Origin of the sequence: Nocardioides sp. (assembly GCF_036267815.1) — a bacterium.
Classification (GTDB): domain Bacteria; phylum Actinomycetota; class Actinomycetes; order Propionibacteriales; family Nocardioidaceae; genus Nocardioides.
Window position 1 is genome coordinate 81,093 of record NZ_DATAVI010000007.1, and the last position, 15,068, is coordinate 96,160.

At 73.0% G+C, this 15,068-nt stretch carries 11 protein-coding genes; 9 read left to right on the top strand and 2 right to left on the bottom strand.

The features are described 5' to 3' along the window. Positions 1-13 precede the first annotated feature (13 nt). On the bottom strand, positions 14-688 hold the full coding sequence (locus VHW64_RS01310; RefSeq protein ID WP_329648688.1) for a GntR family transcriptional regulator: 675 nt from the start codon (positions 686-688) through the stop codon (positions 14-16). Between the two features lie 50 nt (positions 689-738). Here VHW64_RS01310 and aroA point away from each other — a divergent pair, with 50 nt between their 5' ends. The 4 genes from aroA (at position 739) to VHW64_RS01330 (ending at position 6,043) form a co-directional block, all read left to right on the top strand. Then, positions 739-2,109, top strand: a complete 1,371-nt coding sequence (gene aroA / locus VHW64_RS01315; protein ID WP_329648689.1) for a 3-phosphoshikimate 1-carboxyvinyltransferase — start codon at positions 739-741, stop codon at positions 2,107-2,109. Between the two features lie 176 nt (positions 2,110-2,285). Continuing rightward, entirely contained in the window at positions 2,286-3,539 is a 1,254-nt protein-coding gene (locus tag VHW64_RS01320; protein ID WP_329648690.1) for an alkaline phosphatase family protein, read from the top strand. A 66-nt stretch (positions 3,540-3,605) separates the two neighbouring features. Then, positions 3,606-4,790 carry an EfeM/EfeO family lipoprotein gene (locus tag VHW64_RS01325; protein WP_329648691.1) on the top strand — a complete coding sequence of 395 codons (1,185 nt, stop codon included), beginning with the start codon at positions 3,606-3,608 and terminating at the stop codon, positions 4,788-4,790. Then, on the top strand, positions 4,787-6,043 hold the full coding sequence (locus tag VHW64_RS01330; protein WP_329648692.1) for a Dyp-type peroxidase: 1,257 nt from the start codon (positions 4,787-4,789) through the stop codon (positions 6,041-6,043). The genes VHW64_RS01325 and VHW64_RS01330 overlap by 4 nt, the downstream gene beginning before the upstream one ends. A gap of 23 nt (positions 6,044-6,066) precedes the next feature. Here VHW64_RS01330 and VHW64_RS01335 read toward each other — a convergent pair whose 3' ends face one another. Continuing rightward, entirely contained in the window at positions 6,067-8,916 is a 2,850-nt protein-coding gene (locus VHW64_RS01335) for an ATP-binding protein (protein WP_329648693.1), read from the bottom strand. A gap of 198 nt (positions 8,917-9,114) precedes the next feature. On the opposite strand from VHW64_RS01335, the gene VHW64_RS01340 reads away from it, so the two are divergent. From VHW64_RS01340 to VHW64_RS01360, 5 genes are all read left to right on the top strand, one after another. After that, positions 9,115-10,125, top strand: coding sequence for a hypothetical protein (locus VHW64_RS01340; protein ID WP_329648694.1), 1,011 nt, complete (start codon positions 9,115-9,117; stop codon positions 10,123-10,125). Further along, a complete protein-coding gene (locus tag VHW64_RS01345) occupies positions 10,122-11,747 on the top strand; it encodes an MFS transporter (protein ID WP_329648695.1) in 1,626 nt (541 codons plus the stop codon). The genes VHW64_RS01340 and VHW64_RS01345 overlap by 4 nt, the downstream gene beginning before the upstream one ends. Positions 11,748-11,772: 25 nt before the next feature. Further along, positions 11,773-13,170 carry a zinc-dependent alcohol dehydrogenase family protein gene (locus VHW64_RS01350; protein ID WP_329648696.1) on the top strand — a complete coding sequence of 466 codons (1,398 nt, stop codon included), beginning with the start codon at positions 11,773-11,775 and terminating at the stop codon, positions 13,168-13,170. A gap of 56 nt (positions 13,171-13,226) precedes the next feature. Further along, a complete protein-coding gene (locus tag VHW64_RS01355; protein WP_329648697.1) occupies positions 13,227-14,003 on the top strand; it encodes a GNAT family N-acetyltransferase in 777 nt (258 codons plus the stop codon). 150 nt (positions 14,004-14,153) lie between these two features. Further along, positions 14,154-15,068 (top strand): DUF222 domain-containing protein (locus VHW64_RS01360; protein WP_329648698.1); only part of this gene is annotated, 915 nt, incomplete at its 3' end.

Consider the following 15,068-nt stretch of genomic DNA (forward strand, 5'->3'; position numbering starts at 1 on the left):
GGCGCGGAGCCGATCAGTCCGCGGCCGGGGAGAGTCGAGACGCCGACACGTCCATGTGGACGCGCACCAGCCGGTCGACCGTCTCCTGGTCCCCGGACCTGATCGCGTCGAGGATCGCCCGATGCTCGGCGAGCACCTCGCCCGGGCCGCCGTAGAACGGCTCGAGGCGGAGCATGCACAGCCGGGTCTCGGCCACCAGGGTCCGGAACATCCGGGTGAGCCGCGGGCTCCCGGCGGCATCGACGAGAGTCTGGTGGAACGCGAGGTCCTGACCGATCAGCTCGGTCCACTCGTGCCCCTCGGCGGCGGCCATCTGGTCGAGCACCCGCTCGAGCTCGGCGAAGGTGTCGGCGTCGGCGGCCGCGGTCACGATCTCCGCGGCGGTGCGCTCGACGGCGCCCCGGGCTAGGTAGACGTCGCGCGCGTCGACCTCGTCGAGCTCGACCACGAAGACGCCCCGGTTGCGCTCGGCCCGCAGCAGCCCCTCCTGGATGAGGCGCTGCATCGCCTCGCGGATCGGCCCCCGGCTGACCTTGAGCTGGGTGGCCAGCGCCACCTCGGAGAGCTGCGCGTCGGGCTGGAAGGCGCCGCTGAGGATCTCGGCCCGCAGCCGGTCAGCGATCAGCTCGGGCGTGCTGCGCAGCAGCAGCGGCTCCAGGGACGTGCCGTCGGAGGGGAGCGTCGTCACGCAGCGATCCTCCTGAGACGTCGTCGTCCGGCGAGCAGCGCCGGGGTACCTTGCGGACCGTATGCTACCTGCGCCGCCGGGTCGGCAACTCCCGACACGGCTGCGCCCCGCCCGCCGCCCCAGCCCAGACAGGCACCGTCATCGTCACCATCGCCGGCCCGTCGGCCCTGCGCGGCACCGTGCGGGTGCCCGGCGACAAGTCGATCTCCCACCGGGCCCTGATGATGGCCGCCCTGGCGCCGGGCACGAGCCGGGTCACCGGGCTGTCGGACGGCGACGACGTACGCCGCACCCTGGCCGCGATCTCGGCGCTGGGAGCGGAGGTGACCGACCTCGACGGCGTCGTCGAGGTGACCGGCGGCTCCCTCGCTGAGCCCGTCATGACCCTCGACCACGGGAACTCCGGCACCGGCATCCGCCTGATGACCGGGATCGCGGCGGGGCTGCCGTTCCGCACGCGTCTCGACGGCGACGACTCGGTCAGGTCGCGGCCGATGGAGCGGATCGCCACTCCCCTGCGCCTCATGGGCGCGCGGGTCGAGGGCCGCGACGGCGGGTACGCGCCGCTCGTCGTGGACGGCGGCGGGCTGCGCGGCATCGAGTACACCACGCCGGTGGCCTCGGCCCAGATCAAGTCCGCGATCCTGCTGGCCGGGCTCTCGGCCGAGGGCATGACGACCGTGCACGAGCCGGCGGTCAGCCGGCGGCACACCGAGGAGATGCTGGCCGCGCGCGGTGCCCCGGTCGTCGTCGAGGGCACGACGACCTCGGTCACGCCGTCCACCCTGTCCCCGCTCGACACGACTGTCGCGGCGGACCCGTCCCAGGCGGCGTTCTGGCTCGCCACCGCCGCCGCGCTCCCGGGCAGCGAGCTGACGGTCCCCGGGGTCTACCTCGGCCCGGCCCGGCGCGGCTTCCTCGACGTCCTGCTGCGGATGGGCGCCGACCTGGTCATCGAGCAGGTCTCGGCCGACTCCTACGACGTCACGGCCCGCGGCTCCGCCCTGGAGGCGACCGACGTCGAGCCCGGGGAGGTGCCCGGGCTGGTCGACGAGATCCCGGTCCTGGCCGTGGCGGCGGCCTTGGCGGAGGGCACGACGCGCTTCCGCGGCGCCGGCGAGCTGCGGGTCAAGGAGACCGACCGCCTGGCCACCGTGACCGCCATGCTCCGCGCTCTGGGGGTCACCGTGGTCGAGCACCCGGACGGCCTCGACGTCACCGGCGGCCGGCTCGGCGGCGGCACCGTCGACAGCTTCGGCGACCACCGGATCGCGATGGCCGCCGCGATGGCGGCGGTCGCGGCGCGCGAGCCGGTCACCGTCCTGCGCTTCGACGCCGTCGCGACCAGCTACCCGGGGTTCCTGGACGACCTGGGGTCCTGCGCGGCCGGCGTCGTGCTCGACCCGGGCCACGACGCCTGACGGACGGAGCTCCGGCTCGCGTCGTTCATCGGGGCGACGGTCCGATGTCGCCTGACCGTCGGCGCGTCGTCACGACGCACCGGCACCCTGATGCCGCGACAATCCTATTCGCCGCTTGTCAGATTGTTGGCAATCTGCTAGAACCGAGCCCACGCTGACCCCGAGGAGCGACCTTCATGACCCGTCTGCCAACCCCCAAGACTCTCGCGGCACTAGGCGGCGCGGCCGCCCTCGCGATCGGCCTGTCCGTCGCGGCCCCGGCGCAGGGCACCTCCGCGCCCGACGCGAGCCACGCCGCCACCCATGCGAGCCGGTCCGCCGCGGCGAAGCCGCCGGCGATCAAGCACGTGTGGGTGGTGATGCTCGAGAACGAGAGCTACAACTACAGCTTCGGCCCGACCGGCAAGAAGCTCGCGCCGTTCCTGGCCAGGAAGATGGTCTCGCAGGGAGCCCTGCTCCAGCAGTACTACGGCACCGGCCACGACAGCCTCGACAACTACACCGCGGTGATCTCCGGGCAGGCCAGCAACTACGAGCTCGGTCAGGACTGCGGGCTCTACACGCAGTTCGTGCAGTTCGGCGGCGAGAACTTCGACAAGTGGACGAAGTACCACCAGCTCTCCGGTGAGGGCTGCGTGTACCCGAAGTCGGTCAAGACCGTCGCCAACCAGCTCTCCGCCAAGCACCTGACCTGGCGCGGCTACATGCAGGACATGGGCAACATCGCGCACCGCGACAAGACCGTGATGACCAAGAACGGCCCGGCCTGCGGTCACCCCAAGCTGAACTCCGAGGACCTCACCGACTCGACCGGCCCCGCGGCGGACAGCTACGCGACCCGGCACGACCCCTTCATGTACTTCCAGTCGGTGATCGGCAACAAGCAGATGTGCGACACCCACGTGCTCTCGTTCAAGCCGCTCGCGCACGACCTCAAGAAGGTCTCGACGACGCCGGACTTCAGCTTCGTGGTGCCCAACACCTGCAACGACGGCCACGACTGGCCCAAGTGCCAGGACGGGACCGCGGGACGCCTGCCGCGGGTCAACAAGTTCCTGAAGAAGTGGATCACGAAGATCCAGGCCTCCCCGGCCTACCGCAAGAACGGCCTGATCATCGTGACGATGGACGAGTCCGGGAACGACGAGAACGCCACCGCCTGCTGCGGCATGGTCGACAGCCTCGGGTACGACGACCCGGCGCACCCGAACATGAACGAGCCGGGCGTCTACGGACCTGGCGGCGGTCGCGTCGGCGCGGTCCTGCTCTCGCCGTTCATCAAGGCGGGCACGGTCAGCACCAAGCCGTACAACCACTTCTCGATGCTGCGCAGCATCGAGGACATCTTCGGCCTGCACCACCTCGGTGACGCCAAGATGCCGCAGGTGCACTCCTTCGGATCCGACATCTACACCGGCAAGAAGGGCTGACCGGGCGCCGTGTCGCTCCGGCCGTCACGGCGGCTCCTCCGGGAGCTGGCGCTCATGGTCATGGTGGTGAGCGCCGTCGTGGTGGCGGCCGGCACGTCGGGCGACGCGGCGACCGGCAGCCCGACCGCGAGGGCGGCGCGGCACGGGCTGCCGACCGAGCGGATCACCTTCGGGGAGAGGACCTGCGCCCCGCGGTGGTACGCGCCGAACAAGGGGCGCACCCGGTTCCGCATCCGGAACCGCTCCCACCACCGGGCCACGATCTACCTGGTCCGGCTTCCGGTCGGCCGCACCGTCGCGACCCTGCGGCGCTCGAGGCCGGGCACGACCCGGCGCCTGGTGGTCCGGCTGCACCCCGGGGCGTACCTCTGGGGCTGCTACCTCGCCGGCCTCCCCCCGCACGACTCGGACGTCGAGCGGGTGCCCGTCGACAACACCTACGGCGGTCCCGGGACGCCCGTGACGCCGGTCAGCAAGACCGACCTCGTCGCGCCGTACCATGCCTACCGCCGCTACGTCGCAGCCGGCATCGCGACGTTGCAGACCCGGGTGCAGACCCTGGTCACCGCGATCGGCGGCGCTGATCGGAGCGCCGCCGAGCAGGCCTGGCTCGGGGCACGGCTGACCTGGCTGGGCCTGGGGCAGGACAACGCGGCGTACGGCGCGTTCGGCCGGCTCGGACGCCGGATCGACGGCACGTCGGCCGGCCTGGCCGGTGGCACCGACGACCCGGCGTTCACGGGGTTCCACCGCGTCGAGCTCGACCTGTGGGGGTCGGGCGACCTCACGACCGCGGCCACGGACGCGGCCACGCTCCAGACCCTGGTCGGCCGGCTGGCGGGGCGTCCCGTCGCGTCGTGGCTGCCCGCCTCCAGGGCCGGCGAGAGCGGCTGGATCCTTCGGGTCCACGAGGTGCTCGAGGACGCGCTGCGCGACTCGCTGTCGGGACACGACGACTACGGCAGCGGCACGACGCTCGCGTCGCTGACCGCCGATGTCGCCGCGACGCGCGAGGACCTCTCGTTGCTCGCGCCGCTGGTCAGGCCGCGCAAGCCGCACCTGGTCGCCACCGCGCGCCACCGACTGACCCGCGTCTGCGACGTCGTCGACGCGCTGGCCCAGGGCGACACCTGGCCCGCCCTCGCCGACCTCAGCCAGGCCCAGCGCGAGCGGGTCGACGCCGCGGTCGGGGACGCCCTCGAGTCGCTGGCGAAGGTCCCCGCCCTGCTCCCGCTGGGAGGACGCCCATGAGCGTCGGGCGTCGCGGGTTCGTGACGGGCTCCGGGCTCGGGGTCCTGGCCGCGGCGGCCCACACGGCTCGCGGTCGACTCGGCCACGACGAGCCGGTGCACCCCGACCCGCGGCACGATCCTCATGCGCGGATGCCGGCGGTGCCGTTCCACGGCCACCACCAGGCCGGCGTGCTCACCGCGGTACCGCCGGCGGCGAGCTTCGTCGCCCTGGACGTCACCGCCGCCGGGCGCGCCGAGCTCCGCGACCTCCTGCGGACGCTGACCGAGCGGGCGAGGTTCCTGACCGCCGGAGGCACGCCGCGCAACCCCGGGCCGGGTGCTCCGCCACCCGACAGCGGCACGCTCGGGCCCGTCGTACCGCCGGACGGGCTCACCGTGACCGTCGCAGTGGGCTCGACCCTCTTCGACGACCGGTTCGGCCTCGCGTCGCACGCACCGCGCCACCTCAAGCCGATGACGACGTTCCCCGACGACGACCTCCAGCCCGAGCTGTGCGGCGGGGACCTGATCCTCCAGATCTGCGCGGGAGCATCCGACACCGCGCTGCACGCCCTGCGCGACATCGCCAAGCACACCCGCGGTGGCATGCAGGTCCGGTGGCGCGTCGACGGCTTCTCCGCGCCGCCGCGGCCCTCCGGCATCCCCCGCAACCACCTCGGCTTCAAGGACGGCATCGCCAACCCGGACGCCGAGGACGCCGCCGTCGCTCGCCAGCTGCTGTGGGCACACGGCTCCGGCGAGCCGGCCTGGGCACACGGTGGCACCTACCACGTGTGCCGCATCATCAAGACCCTCGTGGAGTTCTGGGACCGGGTCACCCTGACCGAGCAGCAGCAGATGATCGGGCGCTACCGAGACAGCGGTGCGCCGCTGGGCATGCGCCACGAGGACGACGTCCCCGACTACCGGCACGATCCGCGGGGCGCGACGATCCCCCTCAGCGCGCACATCCGACTCGCGAACCCGCGCACGACCGCGACCGCGCACTCCCGCATCTACCGGCGCGGCTACAACTACGACCGCGGCGCCGACGAGAACGGCGACCTCGACATCGGCCTGGTCTTCAACGCCTTCTGTCGCAACATCGGCCGCCAGTTCGAGGCGACGCAGCGGCGCCTGGTCGGCGAGCCGATGGTCGACTACGTCTCCCCCGTCGGCGGCGGCTACTTCTTCACGCTCCCCGGCGTTCGCGACAAGCACGACTGGTACGCCCGCCGCCTCCTCCACGCCACGTCGACGCCTCGGGCCTGATCCGCCCAGCAGAGGCCGCGGGGTCAGCCGCCGAGCTCGGCGATGCGACGGCGCACGCGGTCCAGGTCGCCGAGGGCCGCCTCGGTGGGGTCGACGATGGCGACGGAGTCCGAGAGCGGGCCGAACGCCTCGGCCCGCTCGACGTAGCGGGAGTACGACGCGAGCGCTGCCTCGCGGTCGCCGGCGCCGTACTGGAACTCCGCGAGGTAGAGGTGGTGCCGGGTCTCGGTGATGCTCGCGCCTCGACCGAGGCCCTGCTGGCTCTCGATGTCGTGCGCCTCGGTGATGTGCGCGATGGCGCTGTCGAAGTCACCGGCGGCCGCGTAGGCATCCGCGAGCGCCTCGAGCGCGTGCGGCTCCCAGGCCACGACCCGGTGGGCGCGGGTCAGCTCGACGCTCCGCCGCCCGCTGACGACCGCCTCGTCCAGGAGTCCGGACGCGGTCAGGCTCTCGGTGAGCACCGTGAGCGCGACGGACTCGGCCGCCCCGTCGAGCTCGCGCCGGGCGACCTCGACGCTACGGCGCGCGAACTCCAGCTCCGTGGCCGGGTCCCCGGCGAAGCGCGCGTTGCGGGCGAGGTTGCGCAGCGTGCTGGCCTGTCCGGCGGCGTCCCCGAGCTCCTCGAACGCCGTGAGAGCCGCGACCAGCTCGTCGTGACCCCGGGCCCGCTGACCGGAGCGGCACAGCAGGAGCCCCCGGTCTCGGCGCAGCTCGGCGGCGAGGGCACCCGGCCCACCCGCCCGCTGGACGGCGCCGAGTGCCGCGGTGGCCAGCGGCAGGAGGTCGCCGGCCGGCGAGCTGTGCTGCGCCAGCGGCCGGGCGTCGAGGACCAGCAGGGCGCTCTCGACGGCCGCCCCCGCTGCGGCGCACTGGAGGGTCAGCGCAGCCAGGAGCGGCTGCTCGCGGTGGTACCACGCATGCGCCTCGCCCAAGCGCCGGAACGTCTCGGGAGAGGTGTTCGCAGCGGCCTCGGGAAGGGGGCACAACGGCGGTCGCCCGTGGAGCAGGTAGGCGTTGCGGACGGTGCCGACGTAGTGGCCGACCAGCCGGCGGCGGGCTGCGGCCGCCTCGTCGTCCGGCAGGAGCTCGCGGGCGTAGGCCTGGAGCAGCTGGTGGATCTGGAAGCGTGCCGGGGCGACCTCGGTGACCAGGTTGGCCCCCGCCAGCTCGTCGAGCGAGCTGCGAGCCGAGGCGACGTCGACCCCCGCGAGGCTGACCGCCGCAAGCAGGGACAGCTCGTTGCCCGGCAGTGTCCCGACGCACCGGAACATCTGCGCGGCGGGCTCCGACAGGGCGTCGTGGGACCACGACAGGATGCGCCGGAGGTCGGTCGCCCGCGCCCCGCCGCTCAGGGCATCCAACGTCGCCGACGGCTCGCCGAGCCGGTCGAGCAGCTCCTGGAGGGTGACATCGCGATAGCGTGCGATCTGGGCGGCGACGATCGAGAGGGCCAGCGGCAGCCCGTCGCAGGCCGCGACCACGGCGTCGGCGGCGTCGGGCTCTGCGTCGACCCTCGCGGCGCCGATCCGGCTGCGCAGGAGAGCGAGACCCTCCGCACGGTCGAGCTCGCCGAGGGGAAGCACGAACGCTCCCGCGAAGGCCAGCTCGTCGAGCCGGCGCCGGCTGGTCACGAGCACGCCACAGCCCGCGCCTCCCGGGAGCAGCGGCCGGACCTGCTCGCTGTCGCGGGCGTTGTCCAGCAGCACCAGCACCCGGGAGCGGGCAACGAGACTGCGGAACAGCGCGGCCCGGTCGTCGAGCTCGCCGGGCACCTGTCCGGCGGCGACGCCGAGAGCGACGAGGAACCCCCGCAGGACGTCGTGGGCCGCGGTCGGGGCGACCTCCTCGTCGTACCCGTGGAGCTGGGCGTAGAGCTGTCCGTCGGGGAAGTCGTCGGCGACCTCCTGGGCGCATCGCAGGGCCAGGGTCGTCTTGCCGAGCCCGCCCATCCCGGTCACGGCGCACACCACCGACGAGCGGCCGGTGGCCCGCAGGCGCGCCGTCACCTCGGCGAGCTCGTCGTCGCGGCCCACGACGTCGACGGAGTGCACCGGCAGCTGCGCGGGCCGGGCGGACACGCTCTCGGCAGCAGGCGGTACGGCGGACCCCGTCGGCGCTGGTGCGGACACCGGGTCCGCCAGCGACTCCTGCTGAGCGGCCTGGAGGTCGGGACCGGGCTCGAGTCCGAGCTCCTCGTCCATGAGGGCGCGGACGTTGCCGAAGTGCGCCAGCGCGTCGGCACGACGTCCGGCCGCGACCAGGATCCGGATCAACGCCGCCTGGAGGGGCTCGTCGAAGAGGTGGTCGTGGGCGATCGCCTGGACCCCGGGCAGCAGGCGCCGGGCCACGCTGCGGTCGCCGAGGCGGGAGACCAGCGCCGCGGCGGCGATGCCGGCCGCGGCACGGTCGGCCTCGAGCGCGGCGAGCAGGCTCTCCAGCGCCAGCCTCGACGGCAGGCGCCCCCCTGCCCGGTCCGCGGCCACCTCGACGGCGCGCGTCACGCAGGCCGCGTCGGAGGGGCCGGCGAGCAGCGAGCGCAGCTCGAGCAGGTCCAGCTGCGACTCCGAGACCGTGAGCCGGTACCCGGTGCCGGCGGCGGCGACGTACGAGCCGGGCTGGCGGCTGGACAGCTCCGGCTCCAGCGACCGCCGCAGCTGCCCGACGTGGCGGTGGACGACGTTGAGGGCCGTGTCGGGAGGGTCCTGCTCCCAGAGGGTCTCGACGATCACGTCCATGCCGACGGCATCGCCCGCGGCGACCATCAGCAGGGCGAGCAGCAGCCGTCGCTGGGGCGGCCCGAGGTCGAGCTCGGCGTCGCCGGACCACACCCGCGGTCCGCCGTACACCGCGAACCGCAGTGCGTCCGTCCCCATCGACCAGCCCCGTCTCCCCGCCGCTCCCGGCCGTCTCCCGGCCGTCTCCGAGCCCGAATCCCGAGCCCGAATCCCGTGCCCGAATCCCGTGCCCGGCCCACCGCACGGTAGCGCCTCGGAGCGCGCCGTCGAGCGTGCCGTCGAGGGTCGTCACAAGTTCGTCACTCGATCGGCACTGGCCCTTCCTACCTTGCTCCCATGACCACCCCAGCACCCCGGATCACCCCGAACCTCTTCGGCATCGCCTTCGGCCTCACCGGTCTCGGTGAGGTCTGGGCGACCGCCTCCCGCCTGTACGACGTCCCGTCCGCCGTGGGCGACGCCCTCTTCGCGCTCTCCGCCGTCGTCTGGGCGGCCACCCTGGTCCGCTACGCCGGATACGTCACGCTCACGCGCCGCTGGCGCACCGAGCTGCTCGACCCCGTGTTCGCGCCGTTCACCGCGCTGGTCGGGATCGTGCCGATGCTGCTCGGAGTCGCCCTCTCCGCCCACGCGCACACCCCCGGCGTGATCGTGACCATCGTCAGCCTGGTCTTCACCCTGACCCTCGGCGGCGCCCTGATCGGGCAGTGGATCGTCTCGGACCTCTCGCTGGTCCAGTGGCACCCCGGCTACTTCCTCCCGACGGTCGCCGGCGGCTACCTCGGCTCCGAGGCACTGGCCGCCCTCGGTCACCCCGACCTGGCGCGCGTCCTGTTCGGCTACGGCTCGGTGAGCTGGCTCGTCCTCGGCTCGATCCTGCTCCAGCGGATGTTCGTCGAGAAGAGCCTGCCCGGGCCGCTGCTGCCCACCATGGCCATCCAGATGGCTCCCCCGGTCGTCGCCGGCGCGGCATGGTTCGAGATCAACCACGGTGCGGTCGACTCCCTCGCGCTCGGCCTCGTGGGGTACGCCGCGCTGATGGCGATGGTCCAGGTCCGGCTGGTCCCGGTGTTCCGGAAGGCACCGTTCGGTCCCGGCTGGTGGGCCTTCTCCTTCTCCTACGCCGCGGTGTTCGTCGACGCCGTCCACTGGCTCTCGGTCGAGCAGGCGCCCCACGGAGCGCTCTGGACCTGGCTCCTGCTCGCGGTCGTCACCACCGCGATCGCCGCCCTGGCCGTCCGCACCGTCGCGGCGGTCGCCCACGGTCGCCTCCTCCCCGTCCCCGCTCCCGTCCCCGCACCACACGTCAGCATCGCCCAGCACGAGTCGAAGGAGCACGCGGCATGAGCACCACCGAAACCGTCCCGAGCAGCACCCTCACCACCACCACCCCCGTCGGCCCCGTCGGCCCCGTCGGCCGCGTCGGCCCCGTCGGCGCAACCCTGGCCGGACAGCTGGCCGGACAGCTGGCCGGACACCGCAAGCACCTGGCCCTGGTCGCGATGCTCTTCGCGGTCTCGATGACCTTCATCGACCAGACCATCGTGGCGATCGCCTCACCCTCGATCCAGAGCCAGCTGGACCTCAGCCGCACCGGCACCCAGTGGGTCGTCAACGCCTACCTGCTCGCGCTGGCCGCGACGTTCGCCCTCGGCGGCCGCCTGGCCGACGTGATCGGCTCTCGTCGGATGGTCCTGCTCGGCATCTCCGGCTTCGCGGTCACCTCCGCCCTGTGCGGCCTCACCCCGCACGGACACCTGGCCGAGCCGTGGATCGTCGGCTTCCGGATCCTCCAGGGCATCTCCGGCGCGCTGATGATCCCCGCGGCCTTGGCCGTCGTCGTCGCGGCGTTCCCCGTCGCCGAGCGCGGTCGGGCGCTGGCCCTGTTCTTCGGCGTCAGCGGCGGGCTCACCGCGGTCGGCCCGATCGCCGGCGGGTACCTCACCCAGTGGACCTGGCGGGCGATCTTCTGGATCAACATCCCGATCGCGATCCTCGCCCTGGTGCTCACGGCGTGCGCCGGCATCCCGAGCGTGCGACGTGCCGAGCGGATCGACCTGCGCGGCGCCGCTCTGGTGGCGCTCGGGATGGGCCTGTCGGTGCTCGGCTTCGAGCAGGCCGCGGTCTGGGGCTGGCGCAGCCCGCTCACCTGGGGCTCCCTGGTCGCCGGCGTCGCCGTGCTGGCGGTCTTCGCCGCGGTCGAGCTGCGGACGAAGTCCCCGCTGGTCCGGCTGCGCATCTTCGCCGCCCGCGAGTTCGTCGTGGACAACCTGGTCCTCTTCCTCGCCATGGTCGCGTTCGTCCCGACGTTCTTCTTCGCCAGCGTCTACGCCCAGGTCTCCTTGGGGTACGACGCGAACCGGGCCGGCCTCTACCTCCTGATGTTCTTCGGCGGCTTCGCCCCGGCCGCCCAGCTCGGTGGCCGGATGCTCGACCGGTCCGGCGCCCGGCGTCCGATGGTGCTGGGCAGCGCGCTCGGCGCGACCGGCTTCGCGCTGTGGGCCCAGCACCTGCACGAGTACTCCCTCGGCGCTCAGTGGCCCTACCTCCTGATGGCCGGCGCCGGCATCGGCCTCCTGCTCGGGCCCGCCAGCACGGACGCCGTCAACCGCGCCATCGACGCGTCGTACGGCGAGGTCACCGGGATCACCCAGACCGTCCGCAACTACGCCTCGAGCCTCGGCCTGGCGGTCCTCGGCACGGTGCTGACCACGGTGCTGACCGGGCACCTGACGAGCTCCCTGGTCGGGCTCGGCGTGCCCCACTCGCAGGCCGCCCAGATCGCCGGCGACGCCGCCCGCGGCGGATCCCCCCGCCCCGGATCCACGCCGCCGGCGATCGCCGACCACCTGCACGCCGTCGTCGTCCACGACTTCGCGACCGCGACCCAGGGCGTCCTGTACGGCATGGCCATCGCGCTCGGCCTCGCGCTTCTGGCAGCCCTCCGCTACCCGCGCCGCTCCCACTGACCCGCCCACCTCGACAGGAGCCATCATGACCACCATCGCGAACGCCTACCCGAACACCAACCCGAACACCTACCCGAACACCGCGAATGAGACGACGAGGAAGACCACGATGAGGGCGCTGGTCCTGGCGGACTTCGGCTCCGAGCTGGCCCTGGCGGACCTGCCCCGCCCGGTCCCGGCTCCGGGCGAAGTGCTCGTCCGGGTCGCCGCCAGCGGCGTCAACCCGCTCGACACCAAGATCCGCGTCGGCGCCGCCGACCACGCCGAGGTCGCCCTCCCGGCGGTGCTGGGGATCGACCTCGCGGGCACCGTGGTGGAGCTCGGCGCCGGGACCGAGGACCGCTTCGCCGTCGGCGACGAGGTCTACGGCATGACCGGTGGCGTCGGCCCGCACCAGGGCTCGCTCGCCGAGTACGCCGCCGTCGACGCGAACCTCCTCGCGCCGAAGGCCGCCCGACTCTCGATGCTCGAGGCGGCGGCCCTGCCGCTGGCCGTGATCACGGCCTGGGAGGGACTCGTCGACCGGGCCGGTGTCTCGCCCGGCGACCTGGTCCTGGTGCACGGTGGCGGAGGCGGCGTCGGCAGCATCGCCGTCCAGGTCGCGCTCGCCCGAGGGGCGATCGTGTTCGCCACCGAGGTCGGGGCCGGGCTGGACGCCGTCCGAGCGCTCGGCGCCGAACCCATCGACGCGTCGTCGGTCACGGTCGAGGAGTACGTCGGGTCGGCGACCGGCGGAGACGGCTTCGACGTCGTCTTCGACACCCGGGGTGGCGCGACGCTCGACGCGTCGTTCACCGCCGTGCGCGAGCACACCGGACGCGTCGTGAGCATCCTCGGCTGGGGGAGCCACTCCCTGGCGCCCCTGAGCTTCCGGGGGGCCTCCTACTCGGGGGTGTTCACCCTGCTGCCGCTCCTGACCGGTCGCGGGCGTGCGCACCACGGCGAGATCCTCCGCGAGGCGACGGCTCTCGTCGACGCCGGGCGGCTGGCACCGAGGCTTGCCCCCGAGCGCTACGACTGGGCATCGGTCATGGACGCCCACCACGCCGTGGAGCGAGGCGCCGCGGGCAAGGTCGTGGTCGACCTCTCGGGTCCCGCCCTCCCGCCGGCCGTGTCGAGCTACCTGCGCGGTGACCGGGCACGAGACCTCGACGTCGCGCTCGGTGCGTTCGCCGCGACGGCGTCGGTCACCGACCAGGACCAGACCTACCTCGGCGTCGGGCGGATCGAGCAGTGGCTGACGACGACGTGGGCGCTCTTCTCCTACACAGTCGCGCCGCTGAGCTCGGAGACGGACGAGGACGGCACCGTCGTCGTCCGGGTCAGGCTCGAGGGTGACTTCCCCGGCGCGGTCGTCGACCTGGACTACCGCTTCACGCTGCACGACAGCCAGATCGCCGCCCTGGAGATCACTCCCGCCTGAGGCCCCGTGAAGAGAGGTGGGAGCTGCCCTCGGTTCTCGGGGGTAGCGTCGCCGCCATGCCAGACGCGCGGGTGGCGGCGGTGGAGGACAACCTGGAGCACTTCCTGCGCACGGTCTCGCAGGCACCGATGCTCGAGCGCGGCCCGGACGACGACGTGGTCTGCTGGTGGAGCGGCCACCCGGACCCGATCCTGAATGCGATCACTGCGGCGAGGTTCGGAGTCGGCGACGTGGAACGGCGTGCGCGTGAGGTGGTCGGGCCCTACCTCGACCGCGGGCTGCCTTTCATGTGGTGGTCCGCACCGTCGGGTCACGCGGTCGAGCTGGCGCCGGTACTCACCGGGTTAGGACTCGTTCACCTCGAGATCCCCGGGATGTACGTCGAGATGCGGAGCCCGATCCGTCCGCGGCTCGATGACCGGGCCGTGGTGCGCCAGGTCGCAGGTGTCGCCGACCTTCACGAGTCCTGCGCTGTGATGCTCGAGGGTTTCGAGATCCCCTCCGAGGTGCACGAGCCGTATCTGGATCTGATCACGTTGCTCGACGGCGACGCGCTGGTCCAGGTGACGGCCTGGTGGGAGGGAGATCCGGTCGGCTGCGGCACCGCCTGGATCTCCGGGGACACCGCAGGCCTGTACAACATCACCACGCTGGAGCGTGCCCGCCGGCGCGGCATCGGTCGCGCTGTCACCGCCACCCTCATGGACGCGGCCCTCGCCCGCGGCGCCCGCCGCGCCATCCTGCACGCCAGCGACGCTGGCCTCGCTGTCTATCGACGACTCGGCTTCGAGACCGTCTGTCAGGTTCCGCAGTTCCTGTGGCTCCCGGAATGATCGGCCGTCGGGTCTCCACACCGGACCCGGAGACCCGGTCCGGCGACACTGGTGTCCGAGCCGCGAGAAGTTTCTGTGGATATCTCGGATAGCGAGAATTCGGCTCTGACGGGGCCCCGGAATGTCGGTGACGGCTGATTCGCTTTCCCTATGTCGATCTCGTCGCCGACGCCCACCTCGGGCCAGTCTCCGATTCCGGAGCACGCGCTTGTGGCGGCGGCGCGCGGGATCGAGGCGGCGCTGGACGACGTGGCCGGGAGCGACCCGATCTTCGCCACCACCCGCGAGAAGGCGACGCTGCTGGTCACGCTCAGTCGGATCGGCGCCCGGGTCAGCGCCCTGCGCGCCGACGTGCTCGCCGTCGCCGATGACGTCGCCGAGACCACCGCCGACCGGTCCCCCGGCGCCTGGCTTGCCGCCGAGACGCGCACCGACCGTCGCGAGGCCGCCCGGGACGAGCGACTCGGGGCGACGCTGCGAGAGCGGTGGCCGATCGTCGCCGAGGCCGTCCGGGTCGGGCGCATCACGTGGGAGCAGGCGCAGATCATCGCCACCGCCCTGGGGCAGCTCCCTGGCGACCTAGAGCCCGAGCTGGTGGCCAAGGCCGAGGCCCACCTGGTCACCGAGGCCGGCCAGTTCGGACCGGTGGAGCTGCGCCGTCTGGCCCGCAAGGTCTTGGAGGTCATCGCCCCGGATCTGGCCGATGACCACGAGCACCGGCTTCTCCTGGCCGAGGAACGCCGCGCCCGCGCCGCCACCAGGCTCTCGTTCCGGCCCCGAGGCGACGGCAGCGCCGACTTGCACGCGCGGCTACCCGAAGCGGTCGCCAACCGGCTCAAGACCTACCTCGACGCCTACACCTCCCCCCGACGCCTCAACCTCGACTCCGAGGTCGAACGCCTCCCGCTACCCCGCAGACGGGGAGAGGCGTTCTGCGCCCTGCTCGAGAACCTGCCCAAGAACGGGCTGCCCCAGCACGGCGGCAGCGCCACCCAGGTGCTGGTCATGATCGACTACGACACCCTGTGCGGCAGCCTCGCCGACTCAGGCGCCCACGGCGTGGCA

What these genes read in the sequence shown, in the direction of transcription:
- VHW64_RS01320 (WP_329648690.1), top strand. Translation starts at nt 2,286, where the DNA reads ATGACCCGTCTGCCAACCCCCAAGACTCTCGCGGCACTAGGCGGCGCG.
- VHW64_RS01330 (WP_329648692.1), top strand. Translation starts at nt 4,787, where the DNA reads ATGAGCGTCGGGCGTCGCGGGTTCGTGACGGGCTCCGGGCTCGGGGTC.
- VHW64_RS01335 (WP_329648693.1), bottom strand. Translation starts at nt 8,916, where the DNA reads ATGGGGACGGACGCACTGCGGTTCGCGGTGTACGGCGGACCGCGGGTG.
- VHW64_RS01340 (WP_329648694.1), top strand. Translation starts at nt 9,115, where the DNA reads ATGACCACCCCAGCACCCCGGATCACCCCGAACCTCTTCGGCATCGCC.
- VHW64_RS01345 (WP_329648695.1), top strand. Translation starts at nt 10,122, where the DNA reads ATGAGCACCACCGAAACCGTCCCGAGCAGCACCCTCACCACCACCACC.
- VHW64_RS01350 (WP_329648696.1), top strand. Translation starts at nt 11,773, where the DNA reads ATGACCACCATCGCGAACGCCTACCCGAACACCAACCCGAACACCTAC.
- VHW64_RS01355 (WP_329648697.1), top strand. Translation starts at nt 13,227, where the DNA reads ATGCCAGACGCGCGGGTGGCGGCGGTGGAGGACAACCTGGAGCACTTC.